This window comes from Actinomycetota bacterium, from assembly GCA_009923495.1.
Lineage (GTDB): Bacteria > Actinomycetota > Actinomycetes > S36-B12 > UBA5976 > UBA5976.
Window position 1 is genome coordinate 23,125 of the sequence record RFTJ01000007.1, and the last position, 25,501, is coordinate 48,625.

Consider the following 25,501-nt stretch of genomic DNA (forward strand, 5'->3'; position numbering starts at 1 on the left):
TGCTGGACACCTAAACGGGATTCCTAGTTGCAGGCTCTAGACTTTTAAATACTAGCCGACTCACTTAACGAAGGGCACCAACTCACATGCCACATGCAGTAACTCATGTCACCGGTGCACGACCCAATTTCCCAAAAGCGGCTCCAGTAATTGCAGCTTTAGCAAAGTTAGGGGTAAGCCAGCGACTGGTTCACACTGGTCAGCATTATGACGACAAAATGTCTGGGATTTTCTTTGAGGAACTAGATTTGCCACATCCCGACATAAATCTTGGCGTTGGCTCTGGCAGCCACGCTGCCCAAACAGCACAAACTATGGTTTTGCTTGAACAAGAATTTATCGAAAATCCCCCACAGCTTGTTGTGGTCTATGGAGACATCAACTCAACGGTGGCAGCTGCCTTAGTTGCTAGCAAATTGCACATTCCGCTTGCGCACGTAGAAGCCGGACTTCGCAGTTTTGATATGCAGATGCCAGAAGAAGTGAATCGCATAGTCACCGATCAATTATCTGAGCGACTATACGTAACGAGTCCAGAGGCCATCGGCCACTTAGCGCGCGAAGGCGTGAGCGACGACCGTATTGAGTTTGTTGGCAACCCAATGATTGACACTTTGCTAAAGAACTTGGACAAGACTGCAAAGGGCAGTCGACTAACTGAACTTCAGTTGCCTGAGAAATATTTGGTCGCCACGTTACATCGTCCATCAAACGTTGACGACCGAGATGCTTCATTGCGCATCATCAAGGTCTTACACGAGTTAGCTGACATCCATCCGATTTACTTGCCCTTGCACCCTCGTGGACGAGCAAGTCTCTTGGAACTTGGACTGGACCAGCACCCTGATGTGCACATTATCGACCCACTTGGCTATTTGGACTTCGTTTCGCTCATGCGCTACAGCGCCGGTGTTGTTACGGATTCAGGTGGTGTGCAGGAGGAAACCAGCATCCTAAAAGTGCCCTGCTACACACTCCGCCCGAATACGGAAAGACCAATAACTATTACCAGTGGCTCGAACTTGCTCGTTACTACTGAGAATGTGGTGGCACATGTGCGCAAGCAGGCGCAAACCCCCCGCACTTTCACCGTGACTCCACCACTTTGGGATGGGCATGCTGGTGAGCGAATTGCTCAGGGCATCAAGAACTTTTTAGCCAGCAAGTAGACTTTCAATTAATTAAGCTGAACTAACTTGAGGAAATTTGCATGTCTGATCGCGCTGGTCTAGGAGCAAAACTCATTGGCAGTGCTCGGGAAAAGGTTATTTCCGTTTTAGAACTCGGTCAGTCTGCTGGGTTAAGCCAAAGCAAACTTTTACCTACCAGGGCCAAAGGCTGGTTACATCGCAAATACCGAATGCTCGCTGGATTAAGTGCACCTAAGCGCAAAGGTTGGGAATTTGAAGTATTCAACCTTTTCTGGAAGGGGCAGTACAGCAAATTTCACGAGGCCATCTCAACTCGACTCAATGAGCAAAAGCCACTCAAGCTCGCACAATTGGAGATGGTAGTTCGCATGGTTTGGCATGCAGCTGCAAATGGGGTCCTAATCGTTGACGAGAAACTAGCTACTGGTTTTCAAAATCAACTTAAGCTTCTTAAAGAAAATGTTCCCAGCATTTATTTACAAGGGCAATGGTTGGCAGCCGAGCAACTGAGTAAGCCGAGCGAAACTAGTAGCAACTCCGAGGTAAACGATTTTGCTGCGCTAAGTCGGCAGGCAAACCTGCAGCTCAGTGAAGATCTAGCGCAATCGATAGCCGCCATCCGTTTTGGCCTACCCGAAAACTGGATATCTGGACACGAATCCGAGCCGCGTGAGGAACTTCAGCATGAATTGCGACTTTGGTTATCTTGGCTTCATCTCAGTAGCGACTCAGACACTTTGCGTCACGCTCGCAAAAACATGCTTAAATCCAAATCATTCAAGAGTGTTTTGGTGATTGATGAAGGCTACCCAAGCACCTCTAACTTGCCGCTAGTTAAGTATGGATTGCAGTTGGCCCCTTCCGGCCTAAGTAAATATCAACCAGTAGCAAAATCGGCGATTTATCTACTGCATAACTCGCTACCATGGGATTCACAGGGTTACGCAACTAGATCTCATGCCATAATCAAATCCACTAATTCACAAGGTTGGTCAGTAGCTGGCGTAACCAGACTTGGCTATCCATTTGATCGTCATACCAACACCAGGGCTGAGGAAATTCCAGAGATTTCCGTAATAGATGGCGTTACCTACCACCGGCTTGGAAAAAAACTCGGTGCTCTATCTGGCGTATCAAATTTCTTGAATGCCTACGCTGCACGAGCCGCAAAACTTGTTGGTGAACTTAAACCGCAAGTTATCCACGCAGCCTCAAGTAACTGGAATGGCATTGTCGGAAACCACTTAGCCAAGCAAGTAAATGTTCCTTCAGTTTACGAAGTGCGCGGACTCTGGGAAGTTACTGCACGCTCGCGAGAACCCGGGTACGAGTTTACGCTTCGACACCGATTGAGTGTTGCGCTGGAAACACAAGCCTGTAACGATGCATCACATGTTTTTGCACTAACCAACGCACTCAAAGCCGAATTAATTCGTCGTGGTGTTAATAGCGAGAAAATAACCATCCTGCCTAACTGTGTTGATGTGGATCGATTCTTACCTCGGCAACGCGACCTGGAACTCGAGGCTTCATTGGGCCTTGCCAGTAAAACAGTCATTGGGTATGTCGGCTCATTACTTGATTACGAAGGCTTGAATTTGCTTATGCTGGCAGCAAAGCAGCTAGGCGCTAACCGCGACGACTTCCATGTATTGATAGTTGGTGGCGGGGCTGAATATGAGAACTTGGTAAAGCAGGTCACTGACCTAGGAATTCAGAAACTTGTCACTTTCACTGGCAGAGTACCGCATGCAGATGTTGAACGTTATTACTCGTTAATCGATATCGCCCCCTTCCCCAGATTGGCTCTTCCCGTTTGTGAGATGGTCTCACCGCTAAAACCCTTTGAAGCAATGGCTATGGAAAAGGTTTGTGTTGTTTCCAGTGTTGATGCGCTGACTGAAATTGTGCAAGACGGAGTCACGGGTCGCGTTTTTGAAAAAAATTCAGCAGCGGATCTGGCAAGAGTCTTAGCCGAGTTACTAGATGATCCAGCACAGATTCGTGAGTTTGGAAAAACTTCGCGCAACTGGGTGCATGAGCAGCGAACTTGGGCTCGAAACGCACAAATCGTACATGACACCTACGAATCATTATTGTCACAGCACACAAAATGACCTGCGGTAGGCTATCTGCATGAGCTCAACCGCCGATTTATCTGAATTCGATATGGTTGACGATGTATCAATTCATAAACCTTTTCGGGCTGGATTGCCGAACTTAAAAAATTACTTCACTGATATGTGGCAGCGCCGAGAATTTGCGGTTGAACTCTCTCGAGCCACACTGCGCTCGCAGTCAGCTGCCACCTTTTTTGGACGAGTCTGGCTAGTCCTTAACCCTCTATTTCTGGCCATGGTTTACTACACCCTTGCCTACATTGTTTCCAGCGGACGCAATAAGGGGCCAGATTATCTGTGCCACCTACTCGCGGGCATTTTTGTCTACCATTTCTTTTCCCAATCTATGAATGGTGGCGCGAAAAGTGTAGTTAGTGTTGGCAAGTTGGTCACGAGCCAGTCGTTCCCTCGGCTAATCCTTCCGCTTTCGGCAGTGCTAGTAGCATTCAGAAGATTCCTGCCATCAATGTTGGTCTACTTGATCTTTCACCTAGTCACTCATCAGCCACTAAGTTGGCGCCAGCTCATGGCTATACCGGCGCTAATTATGATTTTCTTTTTCGCTCTAGGCGTGGCTTCACTAGTGGCCATGCTTCAGGTGTACTTCCGAGATTTACGACAGTTCTTGCCCTACTTAACGCGCATTCTGCTTTACATCACCCCCGTGTTGTACTACGCAGATGCAGTAAAAGGTAAATTGAGTGTTTTTCTATATTTGAACCCATTATTTGCAATGTTCGGCGCTTGGGGAGATGCCCTAGTGCGTGGTGAAATTGCACCGCTAAATTACTGGCTAATCGGTGCTAGTTGGACCATTGCTACTTTGTTGATTGGCAGCCTGTTATTTATGTCAAGGGAGCGTGAGTTCGCTGTCCGACTTTGATGTTGAAACAGATGTGGATCTAGATTCAACTGATGAATCTAGTGAAGCAGCACGCGCGCGCAAACTTTACAAAGAGAAAACTTCTCTGCCTGCCATCAAAGTTTCAGATCTTTGCTTGACTTATCGAACAACATTTGAAAAAGCTCCAACGCTGAAATCTACTTTGACCCGTTTTGGTCGCGGCGAGCGTGTAGTGAACACTGTTGAAGCGCTGAAAAATGTCTCATTTGAAATTCCGCATGGCACCGTATTAGGTGTCGTGGGCCATAATGGCGCTGGCAAATCCACGCTGCTACGGGCTATCTCTGGCATCATGCCGCCAACGTCCGGACAGATTTCAGTTCATGGAAAAGTGAGTACGTTACTTTCACTCGGTGTTGGGTTCAATACCGAGCTGTCTGGCACCGAGAATATCCTGCTGGCAGGACTGGCTATCGGCATGTCCCGTGCTGAAGTTGCCGAAAAGCAAAAAGACATTGTTGAGTTCGCGGAACTAGGCAAGTTCATTGACATGCCAACTCGAACTTACTCATCAGGTATGTCGCAGCGACTGGCCTTCAGCGTTGCTGTGCACATGAACCCAGACATCTTGCTGATTGACGAGGCGCTTTCGGCTGGTGACGCTCGGTTCAAAGTTAAAGCACAGGCCAAGATGAAAGAGTTGATGGAGTCAGCTCGTACCATGATTTTGGTCTCGCATGCGCTGAGTTCAATTCGCGATTTATGCAATGATGCAATTTGGCTAGATCATGGCCAGCTTATGATGCATGCTGATCCAAAAACTGTTACCGATGCTTACGCCGACTTTATGAAGGTAGGAAAAGACGCATCCGTAGTCAAAGAAGACCTGTAGGCCCCGTAGCTCAGGGGATAGAGCAGCGGTTTCCTAAACCGCGTGTCGGATGTTCGAATCATCTCGGGGCCACTGAAAATCTGTCGCAATTCCAACTCGCAGAATTCAAAATCTGCGGGTAAGTTCGAATTATCGGACCTTAATAAATAAAAGTGAGTGAAGTTAATATGTCAACCATCCCATTGCCGCATCCGACACGTCTATCTCCGGAGCGCGCCGACTATGCGTCAATTATTGCGGCCCACGAGGAAGCAGTACGAGCTGGTGCAGAAGGTTACCTAGATCCGACCAATGGCACTTTTGTTTTCACGGTAACGAAATTACAGGAACGCACATTTTGTTGTGAGACAGGCTGCCGGCATTGCCCATTTCTGGATATCCCAGCCCAGTGGTGACAATTCGCAATTTCACTGTTAGAAGCGCCACAATAGAGATATGACTTGGCTGATAACAGGCGGTGCTGGATATATCGGTGCTCACATTGTCCACCAGAGCATCTCTAGTGGTCGCGATGTAATAGTAATCGATGATCTGAGCACCGGAATCGCAGCTAAACTTCCTAGCGACATTCCACTTGTGGTGGCGAATTTAAATGACGCTAAAGCAGTAGAGCAGGTTTTCAACGACTATCAAATTTCTGGCGTACTTCACACTGCGGCAAGAAAGCAAGTAGGTGAATCTGTTGAACGCCCGCTGTATTACTGGGAAGAAAATGTTGGTGGGTTTACTAATTTGCTCGCCTCAATGCAACAGCACAACGTTAAGAATCTTGTTTTCAGTTCTAGTGCAGCAGTGTATGGACAACCAGAGTTAGATCTAAATGCTTCAATTTCTGAAAGTGAATTATGTAATCCAATTAATCCTTATGGGGCAACCAAACTTGCTGGCGAATGGATGGCAGCTGCTCTGGCCAAGTCAGATGGTTTCAAAGTGGTTTCCCTGCGCTACTTCAACGTCGCCGGTGCTGCTGCTAATGAACTTGGTGATACCTTTGCCCTGAACTTAATTCCGATTGTTATGCAGGCGATAAGTCGAGGTGAGCAGCCTAAGATCTTTGGCGCCGACTACCCAACGCCCGATGGAACATGTATTCGTGATTACCTGCATGTGCAGGATTTGGCTGAAGCACATGTGGCTGCCATGGACTTGGTGGATAACGGAAGTGCAGGATTTCAAGCGATTAACCTTGGTACCGGAAATGGAACAAGCGTTAAAGAAGTAATCGAAATAATCAGCGAGATAACTGGTCAGGTAATTACGCCCGAACTTGCGCCACGAAGAGCCGGCGACCCACCAGCTCTGGTAGCCAACCCCGGATTAGCAAGGGATGTACTCAATTGGTCCAGCAGATTTGAGCTAACTCAAATGGTGCAAAGTGCTTGGGCGGCATGGAGTAGTAAAGCTAGCAGCCCATGGCAATAAAACTGTGACATTTGGGCCTAGTGGAATCTACTGGTAACACGACAATTACTATTCGTGCCTTAGCAGATCTACCTTTGCCATCAAAAATCTTGTAATTAACAGTTGTAGTTCCAGTCCAATTTCGGTAAGGCTTGAACTTTAAGTTTGTACCCAAGAGCAAGAGGCGACCAACATCACTTGGGAGCTTTTCCATCTCGATTTGCAGCGAATCCTGATCGGGATCCGAAATATAGTCGGCTAAGTCTCTCGTTTGCCAGTTTGAATTTTGTCTAACTTCAAACCGAATCGATTTTGCATTAGGTGGGCGATTAACCAAAACTTCGGCAAAGGCAAAATTGTTTGTTGGGTCAGTATCACCGCCTGCCAATCCCGTCATTACTGTGCCGGTCACGCGAAATTTAGACTTTGCTGCATCTGCCCGCAACGTTAACTCCAATGCAGCGGCGCTTCCAGGCTCCAATCCTGAGCCACTCTTGATTCCTAAGCCAGCAGACTCGCAGTTAATCACACGGCCTGATTGGGCACATCCAGTAGGTAGCACTGACTTTCTGGTCAATCCTGTAGGCAATGTGAGGCGTATTTGTATCGAGTCATCACTAATTGGGCCAAGGTTATTTACGGTGGCAAGCAAGTCGATGTCACTTCCTGCTTGCACTATTTGATCAGCAAATTTCAAGGTTAGGGATAGATCAACTGACCGAACTGCATATTCGACTGTGACAATGTTTGAGATTGTTGTTGTTAATCCTTGATGCCCTGAATAAGTCGCTGAAGCAAAGTTGCTAAAAGTTCCCGAACCAGATGAGACTTCAGCCAGCGCAGTAATTGTGATTGCGGATTGACCAGGAGATAGTGATCCTAAGTCTGGGCAACTAAGTAGGTTCAAGGAAACTGTGCAACCGCTTGTTGGTGTGGAAATATTTATGAGGTTTGCAGGAAACAGATCTGACAAATCAATTTTTGAAGCAGAGGAAGTGCCGATGTTAGCTATTTCAATTTTGTATTCGATAACATCGCCTTGGGTAACAGTCAGATTGCTTCCAGCTCCGCCCTGCGTTATTGCTGAAACATATTTTTTCAATTGCAACTCGGACTTACCCAGTGGCGATGCCCAAATTATTGCGGGGAGATAAAAGCTTTCGGCTGCGGAATTAAGTGTCAGCCGGACTGATTGAGCACCGTGGGAAATGGCATTCGTAACGGTAAATCGATCCACATCAACGCCGAAAGTATTTTTCGACTTACCTACCGACTGCCCGCTGAGGTATGAGCTTCGTAATCCATCAATTGAAACCGAGCTATTCATTATGTTGTTTGCTTCATTTATTGAGTTTGCTAAGAGCGTCGGGTTTGTTCCTCGCAAAGTCAGTGAATCACCTACAGTTCCAGCGTCGCCATCGATGCCAACTAAACCAACTAGGGACTCGATGTCACCGCTAATTGGCGAGTCAAAGCCAGTTATTTCAAAGTTGTGTGCCGAGCGCGGAGCAACAAGTGTCAGTCCTGACTTAAATTCAATATGTTGCAATTGTTCAGCTGCGCTCTCGTAAATTAGAACAATTGCCCAACCAGCACTCGTACCCAAACCCTGCGCGCCCTGGACATTCGCTACAGTGAACTGCGCATTCCTGTGCCCAGAACTAGATGACCATAATTCGGGATAGTTTTGCTTAATTCGGGTTGTGACATCGGCATGGGATACATAAAAGCCGCTCTCACCAGCGCCAAGTGATTCGGTGTACTGAGTGCCAGTTACAGTGCAAGAAGTAAGGGGCGTGCAGTCTTCTCCAGGCCCGGCCAAAATGACCTCATTAGCCTTACTCGCTACTAATGGTGCGACGCCAAATTCTTGTGCACTCGGAGTTTCCAAGGTGCCAAACCAGAATAGATACGCTTTCTTGATTTGCGAGCTTGCAGGGATTTTAATTTCATTGATAGATGAATTAAAGATTTTTGACGAATCAACTGCGGCTACTGAAACTTCGGTATTTCGCATCACATGTGCATCATTGTTTAGTTCATTTGCGACTCCAGTAAAATTTCGCGCCAAGTAGCAGGAGTCTGAATTTGGACCCAGATTTGTTGAACAAGTCTGATTTGAATTTCCGGTTAAGGTAAAGGATCCAGTTAAATTCTCAGAGTACAAGGTTTGAAAAGTTGCTAGCTCGGCAGATTCAGCGCTCGGAATACCTATCACTGTTGCACTGAGAACTGAAATAATGAATGCCAAATTTACTAACCTAAATTTACGCATCGTCCCCTGCTAAAAGTGTTGCGAATTAGTACCTAAAGGTTAGTAGAAAAATTCACAAAGATTAATTATTTCGACAGGTAATGGTAAAAAGGGTAAGATTACCGACCAGGAGATTTTGCCAAAATCCCCAATTGTTTTTCGAGTCGCTTCAACTCAATTTGCAGCCCTGGCGTTATGGCACTGGCAGGAATGCGACCATAGGCCATCTTGTGATTGCGAATTTTGACTTTGACGACGCTGGTTCCAGGGTGTGGTGAGTGCCATATCATGCCATTACCTGCATATATTGCTGCGTGGTAGGCGTAGTTGCCAGTTAGGTAGAAGGCGAGATCGCCTGGTCTAGCATCTTTGGCCGAAATCCGATTGGACCAGTCCAGTTGATCTTGCGCAACGCGAGGTAGCTCAATTCCAATTTGGCGATATACAAACTGGGTGTAGCCCGAGCAATCAAAGCCCTTCGGAGTTGTACCACCAGAACGATACGGAACGCCTTTGTACTTAGCCGCGATTTTCAATAGGCGTTTCGCGTCAACCCGAACATTCTTTAACGAGTGTCTAACCACCGATATCTGCTTCGTTATCGCACCCATTTTACGGGCACGGGAAGCCGAAGTTTTATTCAACCGATCGGACAAATAAGTTGCTACTGCTGCAGCCTCTGCCGAAGAGTGTGGACTCGGCTTTGGTGACGGTCTTGAGTCAGCTCGAACTTGAGAACTAGCAATAGGTAGCACCAGAATTGCCGACATGATTGGCAGTAGCACTTTTCTGGCAGACCAAGTAAACGGTTTATCACTAACTCGTCGTCCGGATTTGGACATAAAGTTCTCCTAGCGCCGATGAAGTGAGCTGTCGGATTCGGTTGGAGAAGCAACCGGTCAGTTTCCTGACTTCACCCCTAGGTCAATTAAGACCACTTACTTATTGGGTCCCCCACTCTCACCACGGGTTTGTTGGCGCTGACAGTTGGTGAGATTTGGCGAACTACCAGCGTTGACTTTTTAAGTCTTATTGAATTTTACCGAAAAAGTAGACAGGTAGCGGTAGCAGCAAAGGCTCAAGCTATCCCCCAATGGCGAAAACTCTAGATAAATCAAGGATTTAATGAAGATTTTGCACTTTGACTTGGGCAAAGTGCGACTTATGACACATTTATCCGACGGGCACTGCTGGCGCTTTACTCCCCAATATGCGCATGACTGCAATGCCCAATACCTTTGGAATATGACCCAAATTATGTGGTTCCGGCGAGATTTACGCCTCGCAGACAACCCGGCCCTACTTGCTGCCATCAATTCGGCGGCCGATGGCGAGGACGTTCTTGCCCTATACATAGTTGGGCCTCGAACCTGGGCCACTATGAGTCCTGTTCAACAGCATTACCTAGTGGCTTCTCTGGCAAGTCTAAATGAATCTCTTTCGGGAAATTTGGTCATCAAATACGGGGACGCTAGAGAGATAATTCCAAACTTGGTTCAGAGTCTTAAGGCTTCAGTGGTACACGCTGGTGAACTTCACACTCCCAATGCAATAGCTCGAGATCTTGAGATAGCGCGGAAATTATCTGGGGTTGGCAGTGAGTTGAAGTTTACTGGCTCAGCATACGCCGTCGCGCCGGGACGAATTACTAAAGATGATGGCAGCTTCTACAAGGTGTACACGCCGTATTACAAGAATTGGCTAAAGCACGGTTGGCGACGGCCGGCCGAATATCCTGACCTAAACCAAGTCTGGTGCACCTCAGTTAACTCGGACAAACTTCCTGAGCGAGCAGAGCTATCGGCATTTGACCATCCGATAGCAGGCGAGGCGGCGGCCTTAAAGCGCTGGGAGCGATTTAAGCAAACTGCGTTGGCTGATTATGCCGATAACCGAAATCGACCCGACCTAGATGGCACTTCAATGCTCAGTGCTGCCCTGCGTTTTGGTGAAATTCATCCGCGCACATTGCTAGCCGACTTAGAAGATTCATCTGGACATGAAGTGTTTAGAAAGGAGATAGCTTGGCGTGAATTCTATGCCGACATACTTTTCAATCGACCAGACACCGATACTGGCTATTACAACCGGGCTTATCAGGCAATGGAATATGACACCGGCGAAAAAGCCCAGGAACGCTTCACTGCCTGGGTTACTGGCACCACAGGCTACCCACTAGTTGACGCTGGAATGCGACAGCTCCGGACAACCGGATGGATGCACAATCGAGTTCGAATGGTTGTAGCTTCATTTCTAATTAAGGATCTACATCTGGAATGGACACTGGGCGCTGAACATTTTGCTCAATGGCTAACAGATTTTGATATTGCCTCCAACAGCCATGGCTGGCAATGGACTGCTGGGTGTGGAACCGATGCATCGCCGTATTATCGAGTTTTCAACCCAATCGGGCAGGCAATTAGGTTTGATCCCCATGGAGATTATGTCCGCAAATTTATTCCTGAACTAAGGCATATTCCAGGTCCAGCAGTACATGAACCTTGGCTTGTTGCTGATGGCTTGGCACACGGCTATCCAGAACCAATTGTGGATCATGCAAGCGAACGTCTTGAAGCGTTGTCCCGCCTCGAGAAGTTGCCAAAAGGTAAAGTTCAGAGCGCACACAATCCCCGCGAGAATGATCAAAAGAGGCTCATTCAGAGTTTCGAGTAGTACTCTTTGTCCGAATGCAGGACACTTAACCTATGGAGCATCAGAATCCCGAGTTGTCCAAAATGCGAGTTTCGTATGAGAAATTCGAATTGAATGAGAGTGGCCTCCAAGCAACTCCCCTTGACCAGCTCAATCTGTGGCTACGAGAAGCAGTTGATGCTGGGCCCGATAAAATTCCAGAACCAAATGCCATGGTGCTTTCTACTGTTAACGACCTTGGCGACGCTCATTCACGCACCGTTCTGCTCAAAGGACTTGACAATCAAGGATTAACTTTTTTCACGAACTACCAATCTCAAAAAGCAAACGATCTCGCCAGCAACCCCAGTGTGAGCGCCCTATTTCCCTGGTATTCGTTACACCGACAGGTAATTGTTTCAGGAACGGTTACAAAGGCTAGTCGAGAGATTTCAGAAGCGTATTTCTCAACTAGGCCACATAAATCTAAACTCGGTGCACACATCAGTATGCAGTCTGCTGAAATTTCAGGTCGCGAAGTACTTGAAGCAGATATGGCGCAACTAGAGGAAAAGTTCCCAGAAGGTGCAAATGTTCCACTGCCAAATCATTGGGGCGGATACCTAATCCAAGTTTTCGCTATTGAATTCTGGCAAGGTCGTCGATCGCGCCTACATGACCGCATCAAGTTTGTGCGTAAAAGTGAAGGCGGGTTACTCGACCAAGCTGATGCCTGGCAAATAACCCGCCTATCGCCCTAAGTTACTTAACTTTTAGATTGGTAACTGGTGGTGTTGGCGGTGCGGGCTTTGCTACAGTAATCGCATAGCCATCAATCTGAACACCATTTCCGGCCTTCGCAACATTAATCGCAATCTTGGAGTTGGCCTTAATTGCCGTGGTAAAGCAAATTGACTTAATCTGACCTGCTTTGCCCGCGGTCGCAATCGGCTTGCCGAGCTTCTTGCCATTAACAGTGACCGTAAACGAGCCAAACTTAGGCCCAGTTGCGTAGTAGATGCACAAAGATTTACCTGCGGCAGCCTTCGTGACATTTAGTACCGCATTCTTTGAGTTCTTCTTAGCCATTGTGACCTTGCCAAGGAACGATCCCTTTACGGCAACTTGTGACCAGAGCTTTGTTTTCGCTGGTTTCATGGCCGTATCATCCATAGCGACTGTGGAACATGATGGTGCAGTATATGCCGATGCATTTCCTGACTTATCAAGCATGCTTACGGCAAAGCAGTAGGTCGTACCACGGACACCCATGATGCTATAACTGGTTCCAGTTACATCAATCGGAGCGGACCAAGGGCCCATCGCCTTTCCATACGCTGCCGAAGCAATCACGACCTGCGAACTCAGTGCCTTGCCGTCAATGCCATCATTGCCGGTCCACTGCCATGTTGGCGTGACCAAGGTAGTTGCTGTTGGTGACTTGCTGATTTTCACGCCGGTTGGTGCCGAGTTATCAGTTGCACCGAGTACTAGCGTAATGTTTGTCAGGGACTGAACATCTTTACTGGTATTAACTACCAAAGCGTCGGCGGGCTTAGCAACTGCGCAGCCAGACTTAGGATCTGGCAGATTATCACTGGTCACACACTTGTCATTGCCTAGATATGCTGGCGTGAAGTCACTATCCAAGCCATCGGCGAAGAATGCGTAATTACCCACTTCAGCATTGAATTCGGCGCCATCAAATGTCCATTTTCCTTCGGCATCCGTGTAAACGCTCAATACATCGTCGGAATTTACATCAAGTTTGGTGCCCGCTACCCGATAGATGTTCACCAGAGCTTCGGCTCGTGGGTTTCCATCCGCATCAAGGACTACGCCACCAAATTGGACTGAGTAGTGCTGAATAAAGTTAATTTCCAATTTGTCACCACTGCGGCCAGTGAAGTCTGCATCGCCATCAACAACCAAGAAGCCAGATTCTGGCTCACTGTTTACTGTGAAGTGGACACCAAGTGGTAGGTCAGTAAATGAATACTTACCTTCGCTATCGGTATCCGTTGATGCATACTCGTCACCTTCATCAGTTAACAAGGTTACTGTTTGGCCAGCAATTGCAACCCCATCAAGGGTTTTAATCGATCCAGTTAAGGCAGCCAAAATAGCAACTTCGTTGAACTCGAGTTGATTAGTTTCTACATTGCCAGTCGGCGCTGCTGCATTCCAAGTCCATGACTCTTCTGCAGAATTACCGCTGGTACCGGTAACGCTTATTGGGAAAAGGCTAACTGGAACTCGATTGAAGGTAACAGATCCCCAGGCATCAGCCTCTAGTGTTCCTAACACCTGTGAGTCAACTTCTGGCCCTTCACCCTGAGCATTTACCTTTACCTTGAGATGTACAACTACATTCTCGAGAGCAACGGGCCTACCATTCTTGACAGGAACTGTTACCTGCACTGCGGAATTTAGTACCACGGCAGGCATAGTTGGTGCTGCTCCAGTTGCGGGGACGGTGTATGAAGTTGCGTCAGCCACAGATAGTGCGTTTGCGTTGCCCACCCAACCGACGGAAGTGTTCAAATCATCTGGAACAACCTGTACGCGATAACTCTCACCGCGGACTGCGCCGAAAGTGTAACTTCCGGTGAAGGTGGAACCACCTAAGTCTGGCTGGATACTCCAAGACTTGCCTTCTTGTTTGTATACATTAATGGTCGCAGGCTGTGTATAAGCGGAAGAACCAGATTTCACATTAACCGTAAATTTTGGCAAGGCCACAGCGGTGAGTTTTGCAGCAGTAACCGCTTTGTCACGAACTTTAACCAATACGGTGGCTGGATCGGAAACCGACTTTGTGCCTCCGATAAATGTCAAAGCGTAGCTACCTGGTAGTTCATAACTCACCTTGTAATCACCGCGAAGGCCATCAATATTGAATGTACCGCCAGTTGCCACATCAGTGTAGGCCACTACAGCTCCAGCTCGGTTGTATACAGTGACGGTACCTTCCGTTAATACGGTGTTGCCATCAACGACCTGAACTTGAAGTGAGCCACCAATAGAGGCCAAATCTAATGGATCGTTCATTAAGTCAAGACTCGTGGTGAATGCTGCAGAACCATTAGCAATGTTCAAGATGGTTGCATTTGCAGCAATTGAATCGAGGATTACTCCTGTTTCTGTGTCGCTAATGAAACCACTTGGGTAACCAGGAGCAGAAATCTGAACGAGGTAAGCGCCATCTGGTGCAAATACTGAGAAGAAGCCATCCGCATCAGTCTGACCAGCGAAAGAGCCACCACCTGATGTTGAGGTCAGCGTCACGGTTGCCCCAGAAATTGTAGACAACCCTGCCTTTAGCAGGCCATCGAATACAGTCCAGAACTTCAATGGTGCTGGATCAATATCTGTGACCAATTCACCACGCTTTGCTTCAATAGTGGTTGCTGTTGCAAATGATGATGCATTAATCTCGCCGCTTGCATACCAAGTGCGCTCGGCCGGTTTGGCGGCAACAGTGCCGTCAATTCGCATCCGGTACGAGCCAGGAACCAATCCAGAGAAGTTGAAGTAACCATCCTCATCAGTGATTTCTGTTCTAACCGGCGTGAGTCCATTGCCAGAAGCAAGGTACAAACCAACAACTGCTCCAGCAACCGGCAGGTCAGTTGGCGTAACAACATCCAAGCCTCGGCGATTGAAGCCAACAATCTGCAATGACTGTTGCAGACCTGATCCTAGAACTCGGCCAGAGATACCCGATGCAGAGTCAAGAACTGCGTCTTGTGTTGCCGATTGACCAGCAGTCAGATTTACCGACGCTGATTTATCAGCGAATCGCTCTAGCGAGAACTTAAGTTTGTACGAACCTGGAATTAGCTGAATGAATGTGTAGGTTCCATCTTCAAGGGTCGTAGTTTGCGCAACTACATCCCCGTTTGAAGCGAGCAGGTCAACAGTAACTCCAGCCATCAAGGTTTGGAAGCTATCTGCTACCTGGCCACTTAAAGTTGCTGCGGAAACATTAACTACGCCAGTTACCGGAGTAACTGCGCCAGCAGCCGGAATCAAAATTGATTTAGCTAAATTCACAGTTAGCGCCGACGAATTTGCACCTAGCCACACAGGGGCTAGCGCTGGGTTAGCTGGGACTAACCTAATTCGATACTGGCTGGAATTGATCACACCAAATGTGAGTGCTCCGTCAGAAGTTTCTTGAGTTAGTCCTTGATCTAGGACCCATTGCCCATCTTCTTGGGTATAAACCTCTACCAAGGTTGGCTGCTTGTAGGCAGAAGACCCACCGTTAATGTTCACAGTAAGTTTTGGCAAGGACTTTACCTTTATTGCAGCAGTGATACTTGATCCGTCAGTTACTGTCACGGTCTTAGTGCCGGTTGCGCCTAAAGAAGTAGTATCGCCGAAGAAGGTTTCAGCAAAAACACCATCTAGTTGGTAACTGATTCGGTAATAGCCAAGTAGGCCCGAGAGACTAAATACTCCGCCGACACTTGAACTATCCTGGGCAACGATCTTTCCAGTCTTGTCATATGCACTAACAAGCCCTTCAGTAACTGCCTGACCCAGGTCATCTTTAATAGAGACGGTTACCTTTCCACCATTAGCGCCAAGGTCGAGCGATAACGCGGTTTCGGTCAGGCCACTATCAAATGAAAGGTTGCCCGCGGAGATAAAAAGTACCGCGGCAGTTGCAGCTGAGGCCGTCAAAACGGGGGTACCCACTTCAGAAGCATCCACATAACCGATCGAATATCCTGGCGCGGCAACCTTGATGCGGTAAGCGCCATCTGGTGCATAGATTGCGAAGTTACCCCGCTCGTCCGTGACGCCAGTCAGCAAGGCATTGCCAGCCAGGGAAATCAAACTAACCGAAACTAACGACACCGAACCGCCAACGACCGACCATTGTCCATCATGGACATTGCCAGTGAATAGGGTCCATGCACTTGCTGGAGCAGGATCAATTCCCGAGGCATAACTGCCAAGTGTTGCGGTGACTGACTGGCCCACACGGAAAGTTCCGGCATTTTCTTCGCCGCCGCCATACCAAAATGAGTCGGCAGGGACTTCGGCAATGCTGTTATCAAAATAGAGTTTGTAACTGCCAGCTGGCAGGCCAACAAAGTTGTAGTTACCATCTGCATCCGTCTGCACAGTCTGCAGTGCAACATTTCCAGTTCCCGTTGCCGAATAGACAGAAACAGACCCGCCAACAACTGGGCTACGCAATTGGCCATCAAGTAGCACTCGACCAGAGATGCCAGTAGCTGGAGTTAACTGAGTAGAAATCGGCGTTATCGTATCGGCAACGACCGACTGCGACTTTAAATACTTTATTGCGTATCCATCTGCCATAATCTTGATTGTGTAAACACCAGGCACTTCTTGACTGAAACGATAGCTGCCATCTGCTCGAGAAGTTGTTGAATCAACCACAGACCCAGAATTGTCAATCAGTGAAACTGAGGCATTTGCAATGCCAGCGGCATCCTGATCCAAAACGCTTCCTTGAATCACACCAGCCACAGAGTTCATAACCACATTGCCCAGCGCAGGTGCAGAGCCAGTTGCAGGGATAGTGATTGTTGAGGCAAAATTAACCGACTTTGCTAACCGTGCTGAACCAACCCAAACTGGCGTCAGCAACTCAGAGTTCGGAACAACCCTGATTCGGTACTGATCGCCTTTTGAAACACCAAATGAAATGGTGCCCTCCGATGTTTCTCGGGACAATCCATCGTTTAGGGTCCAGGTACCGTCAACTAGCGAGTAAATCTCTACCATTATCGGTTGCTTGAAAGCGGATGCTGGAGTTGAGCCGGTTACAACGTTGACGGTGAGCTTTGGCAAAGCTTTCACATTGATTGTCACCGATGGCTTTTGGGTCTTACTTACCGTGACTGGTTGGGTTTTAGGATCGCTGATGTCAGAAGTTCCACCGTAGAAAGTCTTAGCAAAGACACCATCTTGCTCGTAACTCAAGCGGTAGGAACCGCTCAAGCCAGAAATCGTGAAAGTGCCAGACTGTGGCTTGTCGTCATAGCCAGCAATATTGCCGGCTGAATCATAGGCAGTTACAGCACCATCAGTAATTGTCTTGGAGTTATCGTCTTTAACGGTAATCGTGGCTGTACCACCTGTACCTGAAAGGTCTAGGGTTAAATCATCCGCCTTTAGTCCACCTTCAATCACGGCCACATGGTCATTGACTGATACGACAGCAGCGCCAACTGCCGAGGCAGAAAGTGTTACATCACCACCTTCAGTGGCATCAATAAAACCGCTAGCGAATCCAGTTGCCTGAACCTGAATTTGATATGAGCCATCTGGCGCATACAGAGCAAAATTGCCATTCTCATCAGTGAGGTCGGTGGCGATAACCTTGCCGGTCAAAGTAGCCAAAGAAACGGTAACCAAAGAAATTGCTGCGCCAGACACAGCGCTAGCACTGTCAAGGATCGTTCCCTTAATGAGCGCCCATGACTTAGTTGGTCGCGAATCTATGTTTTTCAGGTACTCGCCAAGTTTTGTCGTGACCGTAGCCCCAGACTTAAAGGTTTCAACATTTGCCTGTTCTCCGTACCAGAAGGAATCGGTCGGCACATCTGCTGTTGTGCCATCAAATCGGATTTTGTACGAACCAGCTGGAAGACCAATTAGGTTGTAAGCACCGTCATCTTGAGTCTGAACTGAGTTGATTGGAGTTACTCCCGAGCCGCCTGCCGCAAATATCGAAACTGTCGCGCCAACAACAGGTGAGCCATCTTCAGCAAGCATTAGGCCGGTAACACCAGAAGCAGAATTAAGTGTCATTGGCACAGAGGCCGTCTGGCCACTTTGCACCTTTACATTATTGGCATACTTAATTGCTAGTCGTTCAGCGATAAATTTCAGAGTATAGGTTCCTGGTGCTACACGGTAGATGTTATAAATGCCGTCCTCACGAGAAGTTGCTGTCTGCAAGATATTGCCATCAGTATCAAGAAGTTGAATTTGGGCATTTGCCACCTGGCCAGCAAAGCTGTCGCTAACTGCCCCTCGAATTCCACCAGTTCTGACATTAAGTACGACATTGTCTAGAGTAGGCGCTTTGCCGGTTGTCGGGATCGTTATCGTCGATGCATCTTTAACCGTGGTAGCGAATGGCACAGAACCAAGCCAAATGGGCGCAAATTCCGGAGCGTCGGTGACAACCCGAATACGATAGGCGCCACCATTTGAAACACCTAACGACACGGTGCCATCACCAGCAGATGTAGTCAGATCGTCGTTTATCGACCAAGCGCCAGATTTTAAGGTGTAAACCTCTACAGTTACATCGTCAGTGTAAAGAGCGGCGTTGGTTCCTGAATCAACAACCAACTTTAGGTTTAAGTTCGGCAGATTAACGGTACTCAACTTGTAACTGTAAGACTTGCCATCAGCAACTGGGACGACGGTTGTGCCGGCATCAGAGAGTTTCGTGGTGCCGCCAACAAAGCGTTTTGCATACTGTCCTGGTGCCTCGAAACTAAAAGTGTGATTGCCACGCAGTCCACTTAAGCTAAAGGTGCCATTTTCATCACATTGGTCGGTAAAGGCAACAGAATTCCCTTGGCTGTCATAGGCCACTAAGACACCGTCAGAAACTGGCTCCTGCGCCTCATCCGTTACTGTAACTTTTACGGTTCCGCCAGAGGCAGATACATCAACTGAGCCAACATCTTTGGCCAGGCCATCCTCAATCGTGACCTTTACTGCGTCTGCGAAATTCTTGATTAGTGTCGGCAGGCCATTAGTTGAGCCGAGGTATCCCGTTGTGTAGCCGGTGGCAGCAATCTTGACGCCATAAATGCCATCGGGAACTGAAATTTCGAAATTGCCATCGGGATCTGTTTCAGCAGTCTGAGCGATTAGGCCATCGGTACTTACCAAAGTCACCGTGGCATTTTCCAAGCCAGCAACTACCTGCTCGCCATTTTCATCCAGCACCTTGCCTCTAACATTTCCGGTTACAAGTGCCCATGGTGTTACGGGCGCCGGATTAACATTTGTTGTGACCAAGCCGGGTCGAGTGATTACATCAGCTGCTTGGCCAAATGATTTTCCGTTGGCACCAGTGCTTAGTTGCCAGAAATTGCTAGTTGGCGGATTTGCAGTTGATCCGTCGTATTTGATCCGATAGGAGCCGGCCGGCAGGCCGCTGAAGATGTAGGTTCCGTCAGCCTGGGTGATCGTTGAACTGACAGCAATTAAGCCTGAGCCAGAAGCTGAGTAGGCCGAAACGCGAACACCGTCTATTCCTTGGCCAGATTTTGTCGTAATTACCTTGCCAGAAATTCCAGATCCAGAATAAAGAACCATGTCCTGGGTGCTTAGCTTGTTCACCGCCGCCGTGAAGTCATCTGAATATGCTGTTCGGTAATTTTCGTTAGTGAATTTTAATGAATATTTTCCGGCACCGACTCGAGTGATTCGGTACTGTCCTTTATCGTCTGTAGAGGTGCTAGTAACGGTATCGCCGTATGCGCTAATCAATTCAACTGTGGTGTAAGCAACGGCACTGCCTTCGCTACTAGTTACTTTGCCAGTTACAACTGCTGCGCTGGGCAAAGCTACATTCTGCTGCGTAACGTTAGTAGTCCCAACGACGACACCGAGAATTGAGTTAGAAAGGCGGTAGTCTTGCCAGTCACTTGATTCGTCATAGAAGTACAGGTTGTAAGTTCCAGCGCTCAATCCGTTTGTTGAGTACTTTCCATCAGTACCTGTTTGTGCCGGTGATACAGGGGTTTCATTTCCATCGGCATCAACTGCAGCGACTTCAATTCGCACATCCGCTACTGGGGCACTGCTCACCTTATCGGTGGCCGCAGTCACGGTGCCGGAAATGGTTAGTCCACTTACTAGCACCTGAGTAGTGCTTGTTGTCTCACCCTCATTGATTGTTACGGCCTTCGGATCAGAATCACGAAGCACGCTACCCAACGGGCCACCAACCCACATTGTGTAATCCCCAGGCGCTATGCCCTTAATTACCGCTACACCTTCACTATCGGCAGTGGCCAGTCCAATTTCTTCATCGGAATTCAAAAGGTGAACTACTGCGTTTGCAGCCTTACCAAACCTTGAAGATACAGTCACCGACAAAATTCCACCGGCAAGTGGCGTGTAAGGAGTTGGGTTTGCCAAATTTGTTGTGAGCGAAGTGAATGACTTCTCAACAAGCAAATCCTGATGTAGGCCAGCTGGATCTACAATCTTGAGGCTGTAGCTTCCGATCGCAGGAATCGGAAAAGTTGCAAGCCCGTCCTTATTTGGTGCGATGAATGAATCGAAGGTTGCATCTGCCCCATTGAACTGACCGGTCAAAGTGATTATCGCATCTGCAATAGGTTGATTAGTTTTTGAATCCATTGCTTTGACGGCAAACTTTCCAATTGCGGAAAGTTTGAAATCGGGAATGGTTAGCGCAGCCTTATCCTCTACTAGCAATTTGCCGTCTAGAACGGAAAAGGTTTTAGAAGTGGAAACACCTAATTTTGCAGTCGGGACCTCGGCAAGGGTTAAGGGGTTGGAAATCCGATAAGTACCGTCTTCAACATTTTCAAATTTGTAAGGCGCACTAGTCGAAGTAGGAGCAGGCGAAGGTGCAATGGTTGCAGTTGCTACCTGGGTGAACTTATCCTGGTCTGCGTCGTACTGCTCAAGTTGCAATGTGGCGCTAACAAAAAGTTCTTTGGCAAATGTCACTTTTCCAGCAACTGTCGCACCTGCTGCCTTGGCTGGTATTGCCATGCCCGTCACAGCAATTGTCGCTGCTAGCAGAATCTTTACAATCCGAGAATGCATTAGAACCCCTAAATTCGCCTTGTCTAGAGGACATTATCCCACTAAAACTATGCTTTTAGGTAACAGGATTCAGGAATTTGTAGCAATCTTGGATTTTGCTTGTGCGTTACTTCTTGCGAGACACTCCCTGAAAGTGCGAGAAAATTTCCATCTTTTACACTTGTCACATGGCTGAAAATCTTGAAATTACTATTCCTGTTGACTTTTTACCCAAAGACGGGCGCTTTGGCGCTGGGCCGTCAAAAGTGCGTGAAGAGCAAATATCCGCTCTATCTAAGGTTTCTCGGTCATATTTGGGTACTTCTCACCGGCAAAAGCCGGTGAAGAATGAGGTCGCTCGCCTGCGCGCCGGTGTTGCAGAACTGTTCAATTTGCCACAGGGTTACGAGGTCGTAATTGGCAATGGTGGCTCAACGGCATTCTGGGAAGTGGCAGTTTTTGGCCTCATTCGAGATCGTGCCCAATTCTTGTCATTTGGGGAGTTTGGTTCAAAGTTTGCTAGTTCAGCAAAGAGTGCCCCATTTCTGGGGGAACCTACTGTTCTAAAAGGCGAGCCCGGCGATGCGCCATCATTCATAGCTGAACCTGGCATTGATGCTTATTGCAGCCCACACAATGAAACTTCCACTGGTGTGGCAGTGACCCCAGTGCGTCCAGTTGGTGCGGATGAAGATGCCCTCGTAATTATCGACGCGACTTCAGGGGCAGGCGGCCTCGCGGTTGATTTGGCAGAGGTAGATGTCTACTACTTCTCGCCACAAAAATGTTTTGGTTCTGATGGTGGGCTGTTCATCGCACTTATGTCTCCTAAAGCGATTGCTAGAGCCGAAGAAATTAAAGCAAGCGGTCGTTACATTCCTGCGTTCCTTGATCTGATGACTGCGATTGAAAATAGTCGACTCGACCAGACCTACAACACTCCAGCGCTGGCAACTATCTTTATGATGGCTGAGCAGGTGGATTGGTTTAACGCAAATGGCGGACTTAACTGGTGTATTGCCAGATCAACTGAATCTTCTGATGCTATTTACAATTGGGCCGCAGCAAGTAACATTGCAACACCATATGTATCTGATCCAACTAAGCGATCGAAAGTTGTTGCCACAATTGACTTTGATGAGTCGATAGACGCAACAATAATCGCAAAAAATCTGCGGGCGAATGGAATTGTGGATGTTGAGCCATACCGTAAACTCGGCCGAAACCAATTACGAATTTCAGTTTTTCCAGCAGTAGAACCAAGCGATGTTCGTCAGCTTCTGAAAAGTATTGACTACGTAGTGGGCCAGCTCGCAGGAGACTAACTTCCTAAAAAGGCTGAAACGACTACCGCCAAAAACATTCCGATAAGCACGGCAATAGTTACAAACCTGCGAATATTTGGGCTCATATCTAAAAGCATAATGCCGATTTGGTATGGCCGGTTTTTAAGGTAGTACGCTTTGCCACATGGAATCTGAAAAGCACAGCACTGCACCCGAGCTTCAACCTATTGCGGTTGATGGAATTCGCGAAGTAACTATCGGCACGATGATTTGGGCCATAGGTTTGTTTGTTTGCTTACTCTTCAATGAACATCTGACTTCGCGCGGATATTCAGATGCAAAATGGATCTGCTTAGCTGGCGTCGTCCTCGGTCTGCTCGGACAGATCTACACCCGGCGACGGGTCAACCGGCTCAATCTCATCGGCAAAGTCATCGACCGCTAAGTCAACGACTGGCACCGGAGAATTTTGAGTAACCTCAACAGCAGAATGCGCCCCACAACCAAAGTTCATGGCAACAACACGACCATCAGCTGCGCCATATTCATTGCCGCACATTCCAAACGCCTGACCAAGCGATCCGCCAACCGGAATTAAGAATCCACAAGTGCTGCAATCGGCAGGTGCCGACTTAGCCATCAAACTTCTTGGGCCAGTTTGGCCACTCATCCAGCGATTAACCGCTTGTTCGAGTCCGAGCTCGCTCAGGATTTTTTCGCGACCTAGTCCAAGTTCCCATTGCATGGGGTGTAGCTCGGCTAATTCAGACTCGAGTTCAGCTAAGCCAGTGAAGCCAGCCGTGAGTCGGGGATCATTTGCTGGTGCCGGGAGTAAATCACCAACTCCTAAGTCACCAGCTTGAACCCGCTCAGCCCATGGATGCCAAGCAGGAGGAACTAGCGCATCTGGACCAGGTAGCAAATTAATTTCACTAACTGTTCCGTAATCTTGATCACTTATTGCAATAACTGAAACTGCCCAGTACCAACCAGGATATCCAGGAGCCAAACATTCGAAGGTATGGATTGCGACAGCAAAATCTTGTTCGCCGGTATCTTGCAAACTCACATCAAGTGATTTGCCAAGTTCACTTGCTGGCACAGCCTCGCTGAGCGCAGCTAAAGCTAGTGCGCCTGAGTTTTTGGCTAACGCTGAAATTTTCACAATAAAAGTTAATCTGACTTAAACATCAATTTGATCGGCAACAGCGCGCAATACGGCTGCGGCTTTCTGGCTCTGGCGATCATCTGGGTAGCGGCCACGACGCAGACTGTTTGCAAATGAATCAAGAAGTTTGATGACATCTTCTAACACGATTGCCATATCTTCCGCACCCTTGCGGCCAGATTTAGCAATGCTTGGCGGCTCTTCTAGAACTCTTAGCGAAAGTGCTTGAAGTCCTTTACGACCCTCTGCAACACCAAACTCAACGCGCGTTCCATTCTTGAGCGAAAGGACCCCAGCTGGAAGCGCGGAGGCATGAAGAAATACTTCATCACCTTCATCTGTTTGCAAAAAGCCGTAGCCCTTTTCACTGTCGTAAAACTTCACTTTGCCAGTTGGCATGGTCTTGCTCCTTGATCAATTCCTTATGTTAGGTTGCCCACAACACTTACCTAAGCGTAAGGGAGATTGTTCATCCGCCAAAATGCAGCAAACATGCCTAAAATTGGTCTATGCGCGGAGATCGAATCATGCAAGCAGGGATAATCGCTCTGGCATTAGGAATGATTTGCGCTGGTATCGCCATTTCGCCATTATTTATTGCGAATTTAATTCTGCCCAGTTACTGGTGGGGGCTCTCAATGCTTACTGTAATAGGGCTGGGGCTAATTCTCCTTGGGTTGCGCAGCTCAGCAAAAACTCGGTCAAAAGCAATGCGAGATAAACCGTGAGCGGTAATTTTCCTGCCCAAGTCTTGCCTCAATCATTAGCGCTTAGTTACCGCTATCGGATTCGTGATAACAGTGAGCGGCAAGTAGGTTGATTTGGTAACGACAATGCGCACCGAAATGTACTTCTTGTAATCTGCCGCAGACAACTTGTAGGCGCTCTTTGTGCCGCCAGGTATCGCTTTGTTATTTCGAAGCCACTGATACGCGATCTTTGCCGAAGTCGGCGAAGGATTGAAATTAGCAATGCTTAGTTTTGACCCGACTTTGCCTATTCCAGAAATACTTGGATAACCCGAAAATTTAAAGGTTTTGAAGTTAACGGACGTTTCATCCTTCGACTTATCCAGGCTCCACCAATTCTTTGGCCGGAAAACTGCCTTATAAGTGTGAGCGCCAGTTGTCTGCCCGGACGCGATTAGCGTGAAGACACCCTCAGCGCCTTGGTCAGCTAGGCCAAGACTTGTGCTTCCGTCAAAAAATTCAACTAAGCCTTCTGCTGGCGAACCCAAAGTAGCAATTAGTTGAACTTCCACCGAGCCATCAAAAAGTGATGATGGTTTAGTCGTCAAATCCAGACTAGTTGCCGTACTACTGATGCCGCTCAATGTAATGGTTGCCGTTGAATTACTTTTCTGATTTTCGTCAGCTGTAAACTCAACGGTATTTTCATCGATTTTTCTAGCGCTGCCAGTAACCTCGCCGACTGTTCCCGGCAGTTTGATTGTGGTGGTTGTGAACATCAGCGAGACGCCAGTTAGCGAAAATGGATTGTCGATGTCTTCGGAACCAGAAGTAGATGTCTGGGTAATTACTAACTGGTTAGCTTCGCGATCAAAGAGCAGATTCCCTGAATCAGTAATGGATGATGCCTCACCGAGTATCGTGATGTCTCCTGACAAATCACAGGTGTAAAGCCACTGACCTAGTTCGCGATCTTCACCAGGCGCGCAACTGGCACTCGGTGCTGGCGACGGAGAAGCTGAGTCATCTGGACTGGGGCTTGGAAAATTGTTGCTAGTAAGCACTTGAGCCCACTGCTCAACGGTACTTACATTTCGTAGCGCCGACTTGGGTACGCCAAAAGTGGTTGTGCCCGACACTGTCCCTGAACTGCTGATTGTGTAAGTAGAACTAAGCGCGCACCCACTCAGTAACGAGACTGCGGTGGCAATTATTAGTATCTTCTTCATTAGGCAGTGTCCTTCGGGTAATCGTTATTCTCACCCTATGC

The 25,501-nt window shown here is 47.9% G+C and carries 17 protein-coding genes and 1 tRNA gene; 12 read left to right on the forward strand and 6 right to left on the reverse strand.

Annotated elements, in window-relative coordinates:
* Positions 1-86 precede the first annotated feature (86 nt).
* The 7 genes from EBS36_04095 to galE all read left to right on the forward strand — a co-directional run bounded on the left by EBS36_04095 (position 87) and on the right by galE (position 6,429).
* Positions 87-1,169, forward strand: a complete 1,083-nt coding sequence (locus tag EBS36_04095) for a UDP-N-acetylglucosamine 2-epimerase (non-hydrolyzing) (GenBank protein NBU32334.1) — start codon at positions 87-89, stop codon at positions 1,167-1,169.
* A 41-nt stretch (positions 1,170-1,210) separates the two neighbouring features.
* Positions 1,211-3,268 (forward strand): glycosyltransferase, encoded by a 2,058-nt coding sequence (locus EBS36_04100; GenBank protein NBU32335.1) that lies wholly within the window; start codon positions 1,211-1,213, stop codon positions 3,266-3,268.
* 19 nt (positions 3,269-3,287) lie between these two features.
* Positions 3,288-4,154, forward strand: coding sequence for an ABC transporter permease (locus EBS36_04105; GenBank protein NBU32336.1), 867 nt, complete (start codon positions 3,288-3,290; stop codon positions 4,152-4,154).
* Positions 4,155-4,167: 13 nt separating this feature from the next.
* Positions 4,168-5,007: an ABC transporter ATP-binding protein gene (locus EBS36_04110; protein ID NBU32337.1), complete on the forward strand. Its 840-nt coding sequence runs from the start codon at positions 4,168-4,170 to the stop codon at positions 5,005-5,007.
* Positions 5,007-5,079 (forward strand) — tRNA-Arg (locus EBS36_04115). Before EBS36_04110 ends, EBS36_04115 begins: the two co-directional genes overlap by 1 nt.
* Before the next feature lie 95 nt (positions 5,080-5,174).
* Entirely contained in the window at positions 5,175-5,402 is a 228-nt protein-coding gene (locus EBS36_04120) for a hypothetical protein (GenBank protein NBU32338.1), read from the forward strand.
* Between the two features lie 40 nt (positions 5,403-5,442).
* Positions 5,443-6,429 (forward strand): UDP-glucose 4-epimerase GalE, encoded by a 987-nt coding sequence (gene galE / locus EBS36_04125; protein NBU32339.1) that lies wholly within the window; start codon positions 5,443-5,445, stop codon positions 6,427-6,429.
* On the opposite strand, the gene EBS36_04130 is transcribed toward galE, so the two are convergent.
* On the reverse strand, positions 6,410-8,683 hold the full coding sequence (locus EBS36_04130; GenBank protein ID NBU32340.1) for a DUF11 domain-containing protein: 2,274 nt from the start codon (positions 8,681-8,683) through the stop codon (positions 6,410-6,412). The two genes, galE and EBS36_04130, sit on opposite strands and share 20 nt — an antisense overlap.
* 98 nt (positions 8,684-8,781) lie before the next feature.
* Positions 8,782-9,504, reverse strand: coding sequence for an NlpC/P60 family protein (locus tag EBS36_04135; GenBank protein NBU32341.1), 723 nt, complete (start codon positions 9,502-9,504; stop codon positions 8,782-8,784).
* Between the two features lie 403 nt (positions 9,505-9,907).
* On the opposite strand from EBS36_04135, the gene EBS36_04140 reads away from it, so the two are divergent.
* A complete protein-coding gene (locus tag EBS36_04140) occupies positions 9,908-11,335 on the forward strand; it encodes a deoxyribodipyrimidine photo-lyase (protein NBU32342.1) in 1,428 nt (475 codons plus the stop codon).
* A gap of 62 nt (positions 11,336-11,397) precedes the next feature.
* On the forward strand, positions 11,398-12,054 hold the full coding sequence (gene pdxH / locus EBS36_04145) for a pyridoxamine 5'-phosphate oxidase (GenBank protein NBU32343.1): 657 nt from the start codon (positions 11,398-11,400) through the stop codon (positions 12,052-12,054).
* 1 nt (position 12,055) lies between these two features.
* Here pdxH and EBS36_04150 read toward each other — a convergent pair whose 3' ends face one another.
* Positions 12,056-21,109 (reverse strand): hypothetical protein, encoded by a 9,054-nt coding sequence (locus EBS36_04150; GenBank protein ID NBU32344.1) that lies wholly within the window; start codon positions 21,107-21,109, stop codon positions 12,056-12,058.
* Between the two features lie 167 nt (positions 21,110-21,276).
* Between EBS36_04150 and EBS36_04155 the strand changes: the two genes are divergently transcribed.
* Together EBS36_04155 and EBS36_04160 are read left to right on the forward strand one after the other, a co-directional pair.
* Positions 21,277-22,413 (forward strand): phosphoserine transaminase, encoded by a 1,137-nt coding sequence (locus tag EBS36_04155; protein NBU32345.1) that lies wholly within the window; start codon positions 21,277-21,279, stop codon positions 22,411-22,413.
* Between the two features lie 145 nt (positions 22,414-22,558).
* Complete coding sequence (locus EBS36_04160; protein NBU32346.1) at positions 22,559-22,819, forward strand: DUF2530 domain-containing protein; 261 nt, start codon at positions 22,559-22,561, stop codon at positions 22,817-22,819.
* On the opposite strand, the gene EBS36_04165 is transcribed toward EBS36_04160, so the two are convergent.
* Both EBS36_04165 and EBS36_04170 read right to left on the reverse strand, forming a co-directional pair.
* Positions 22,727-23,542, reverse strand: coding sequence for a DUF3027 domain-containing protein (locus EBS36_04165; protein ID NBU32347.1), 816 nt, complete (start codon positions 23,540-23,542; stop codon positions 22,727-22,729). The two genes, EBS36_04160 and EBS36_04165, sit on opposite strands and share 93 nt — an antisense overlap.
* 15 nt (positions 23,543-23,557) lie before the next feature.
* Positions 23,558-23,941: a cold-shock protein gene (locus EBS36_04170; GenBank protein ID NBU32348.1), complete on the reverse strand. Its 384-nt coding sequence runs from the start codon at positions 23,939-23,941 to the stop codon at positions 23,558-23,560.
* A gap of 110 nt (positions 23,942-24,051) precedes the next feature.
* Between EBS36_04170 and EBS36_04175 the strand changes: the two genes are divergently transcribed.
* Entirely contained in the window at positions 24,052-24,270 is a 219-nt protein-coding gene (locus EBS36_04175) for a hypothetical protein (protein NBU32349.1), read from the forward strand.
* A gap of 35 nt (positions 24,271-24,305) precedes the next feature.
* On the opposite strand, the gene EBS36_04180 is transcribed toward EBS36_04175, so the two are convergent.
* Positions 24,306-25,370 (reverse strand): hypothetical protein, encoded by a 1,065-nt coding sequence (locus EBS36_04180; protein NBU32350.1) that lies wholly within the window; start codon positions 25,368-25,370, stop codon positions 24,306-24,308.
* Positions 25,371-25,501 lie beyond the last annotated feature (131 nt).

Excerpts from the sequence above, each read along its gene's own strand:
- galE (NBU32339.1), top strand. The coding sequence starts at position 5,443 with ATGACTTGGCTGATAACAGGCGGTGCTGGATATATCGGTGCTCACATT.
- EBS36_04130 (NBU32340.1), bottom strand. The coding sequence starts at position 8,683 with ATGCGTAAATTTAGGTTAGTAAATTTGGCATTCATTATTTCAGTTCTC.
- EBS36_04175 (NBU32349.1), top strand. The coding sequence starts at position 24,052 with ATGCGCGGAGATCGAATCATGCAAGCAGGGATAATCGCTCTGGCATTA.
- EBS36_04100 (NBU32335.1), top strand. The coding sequence starts at position 1,211 with ATGTCTGATCGCGCTGGTCTAGGAGCAAAACTCATTGGCAGTGCTCGG.
- EBS36_04170 (NBU32348.1), bottom strand. The coding sequence starts at position 23,941 with ATGCCAACTGGCAAAGTGAAGTTTTACGACAGTGAAAAGGGCTACGGC.
- EBS36_04120 (NBU32338.1), top strand. The coding sequence starts at position 5,175 with ATGTCAACCATCCCATTGCCGCATCCGACACGTCTATCTCCGGAGCGC.
- EBS36_04140 (NBU32342.1), top strand. The coding sequence starts at position 9,908 with ATGACCCAAATTATGTGGTTCCGGCGAGATTTACGCCTCGCAGACAAC.
- EBS36_04160 (NBU32346.1), top strand. The coding sequence starts at position 22,559 with ATGGAATCTGAAAAGCACAGCACTGCACCCGAGCTTCAACCTATTGCG.
- EBS36_04155 (NBU32345.1), top strand. The coding sequence starts at position 21,277 with ATGGCTGAAAATCTTGAAATTACTATTCCTGTTGACTTTTTACCCAAA.
- EBS36_04135 (NBU32341.1), bottom strand. The coding sequence starts at position 9,504 with ATGTCCAAATCCGGACGACGAGTTAGTGATAAACCGTTTACTTGGTCT.
- EBS36_04150 (NBU32344.1), bottom strand. The coding sequence starts at position 21,109 with ATGCATTCTCGGATTGTAAAGATTCTGCTAGCAGCGACAATTGCTGTG.
- EBS36_04105 (NBU32336.1), top strand. The coding sequence starts at position 3,288 with ATGAGCTCAACCGCCGATTTATCTGAATTCGATATGGTTGACGATGTA.
- pdxH (NBU32343.1), top strand. The coding sequence starts at position 11,398 with ATGCGAGTTTCGTATGAGAAATTCGAATTGAATGAGAGTGGCCTCCAA.
- EBS36_04095 (NBU32334.1), top strand. The coding sequence starts at position 87 with ATGCCACATGCAGTAACTCATGTCACCGGTGCACGACCCAATTTCCCA.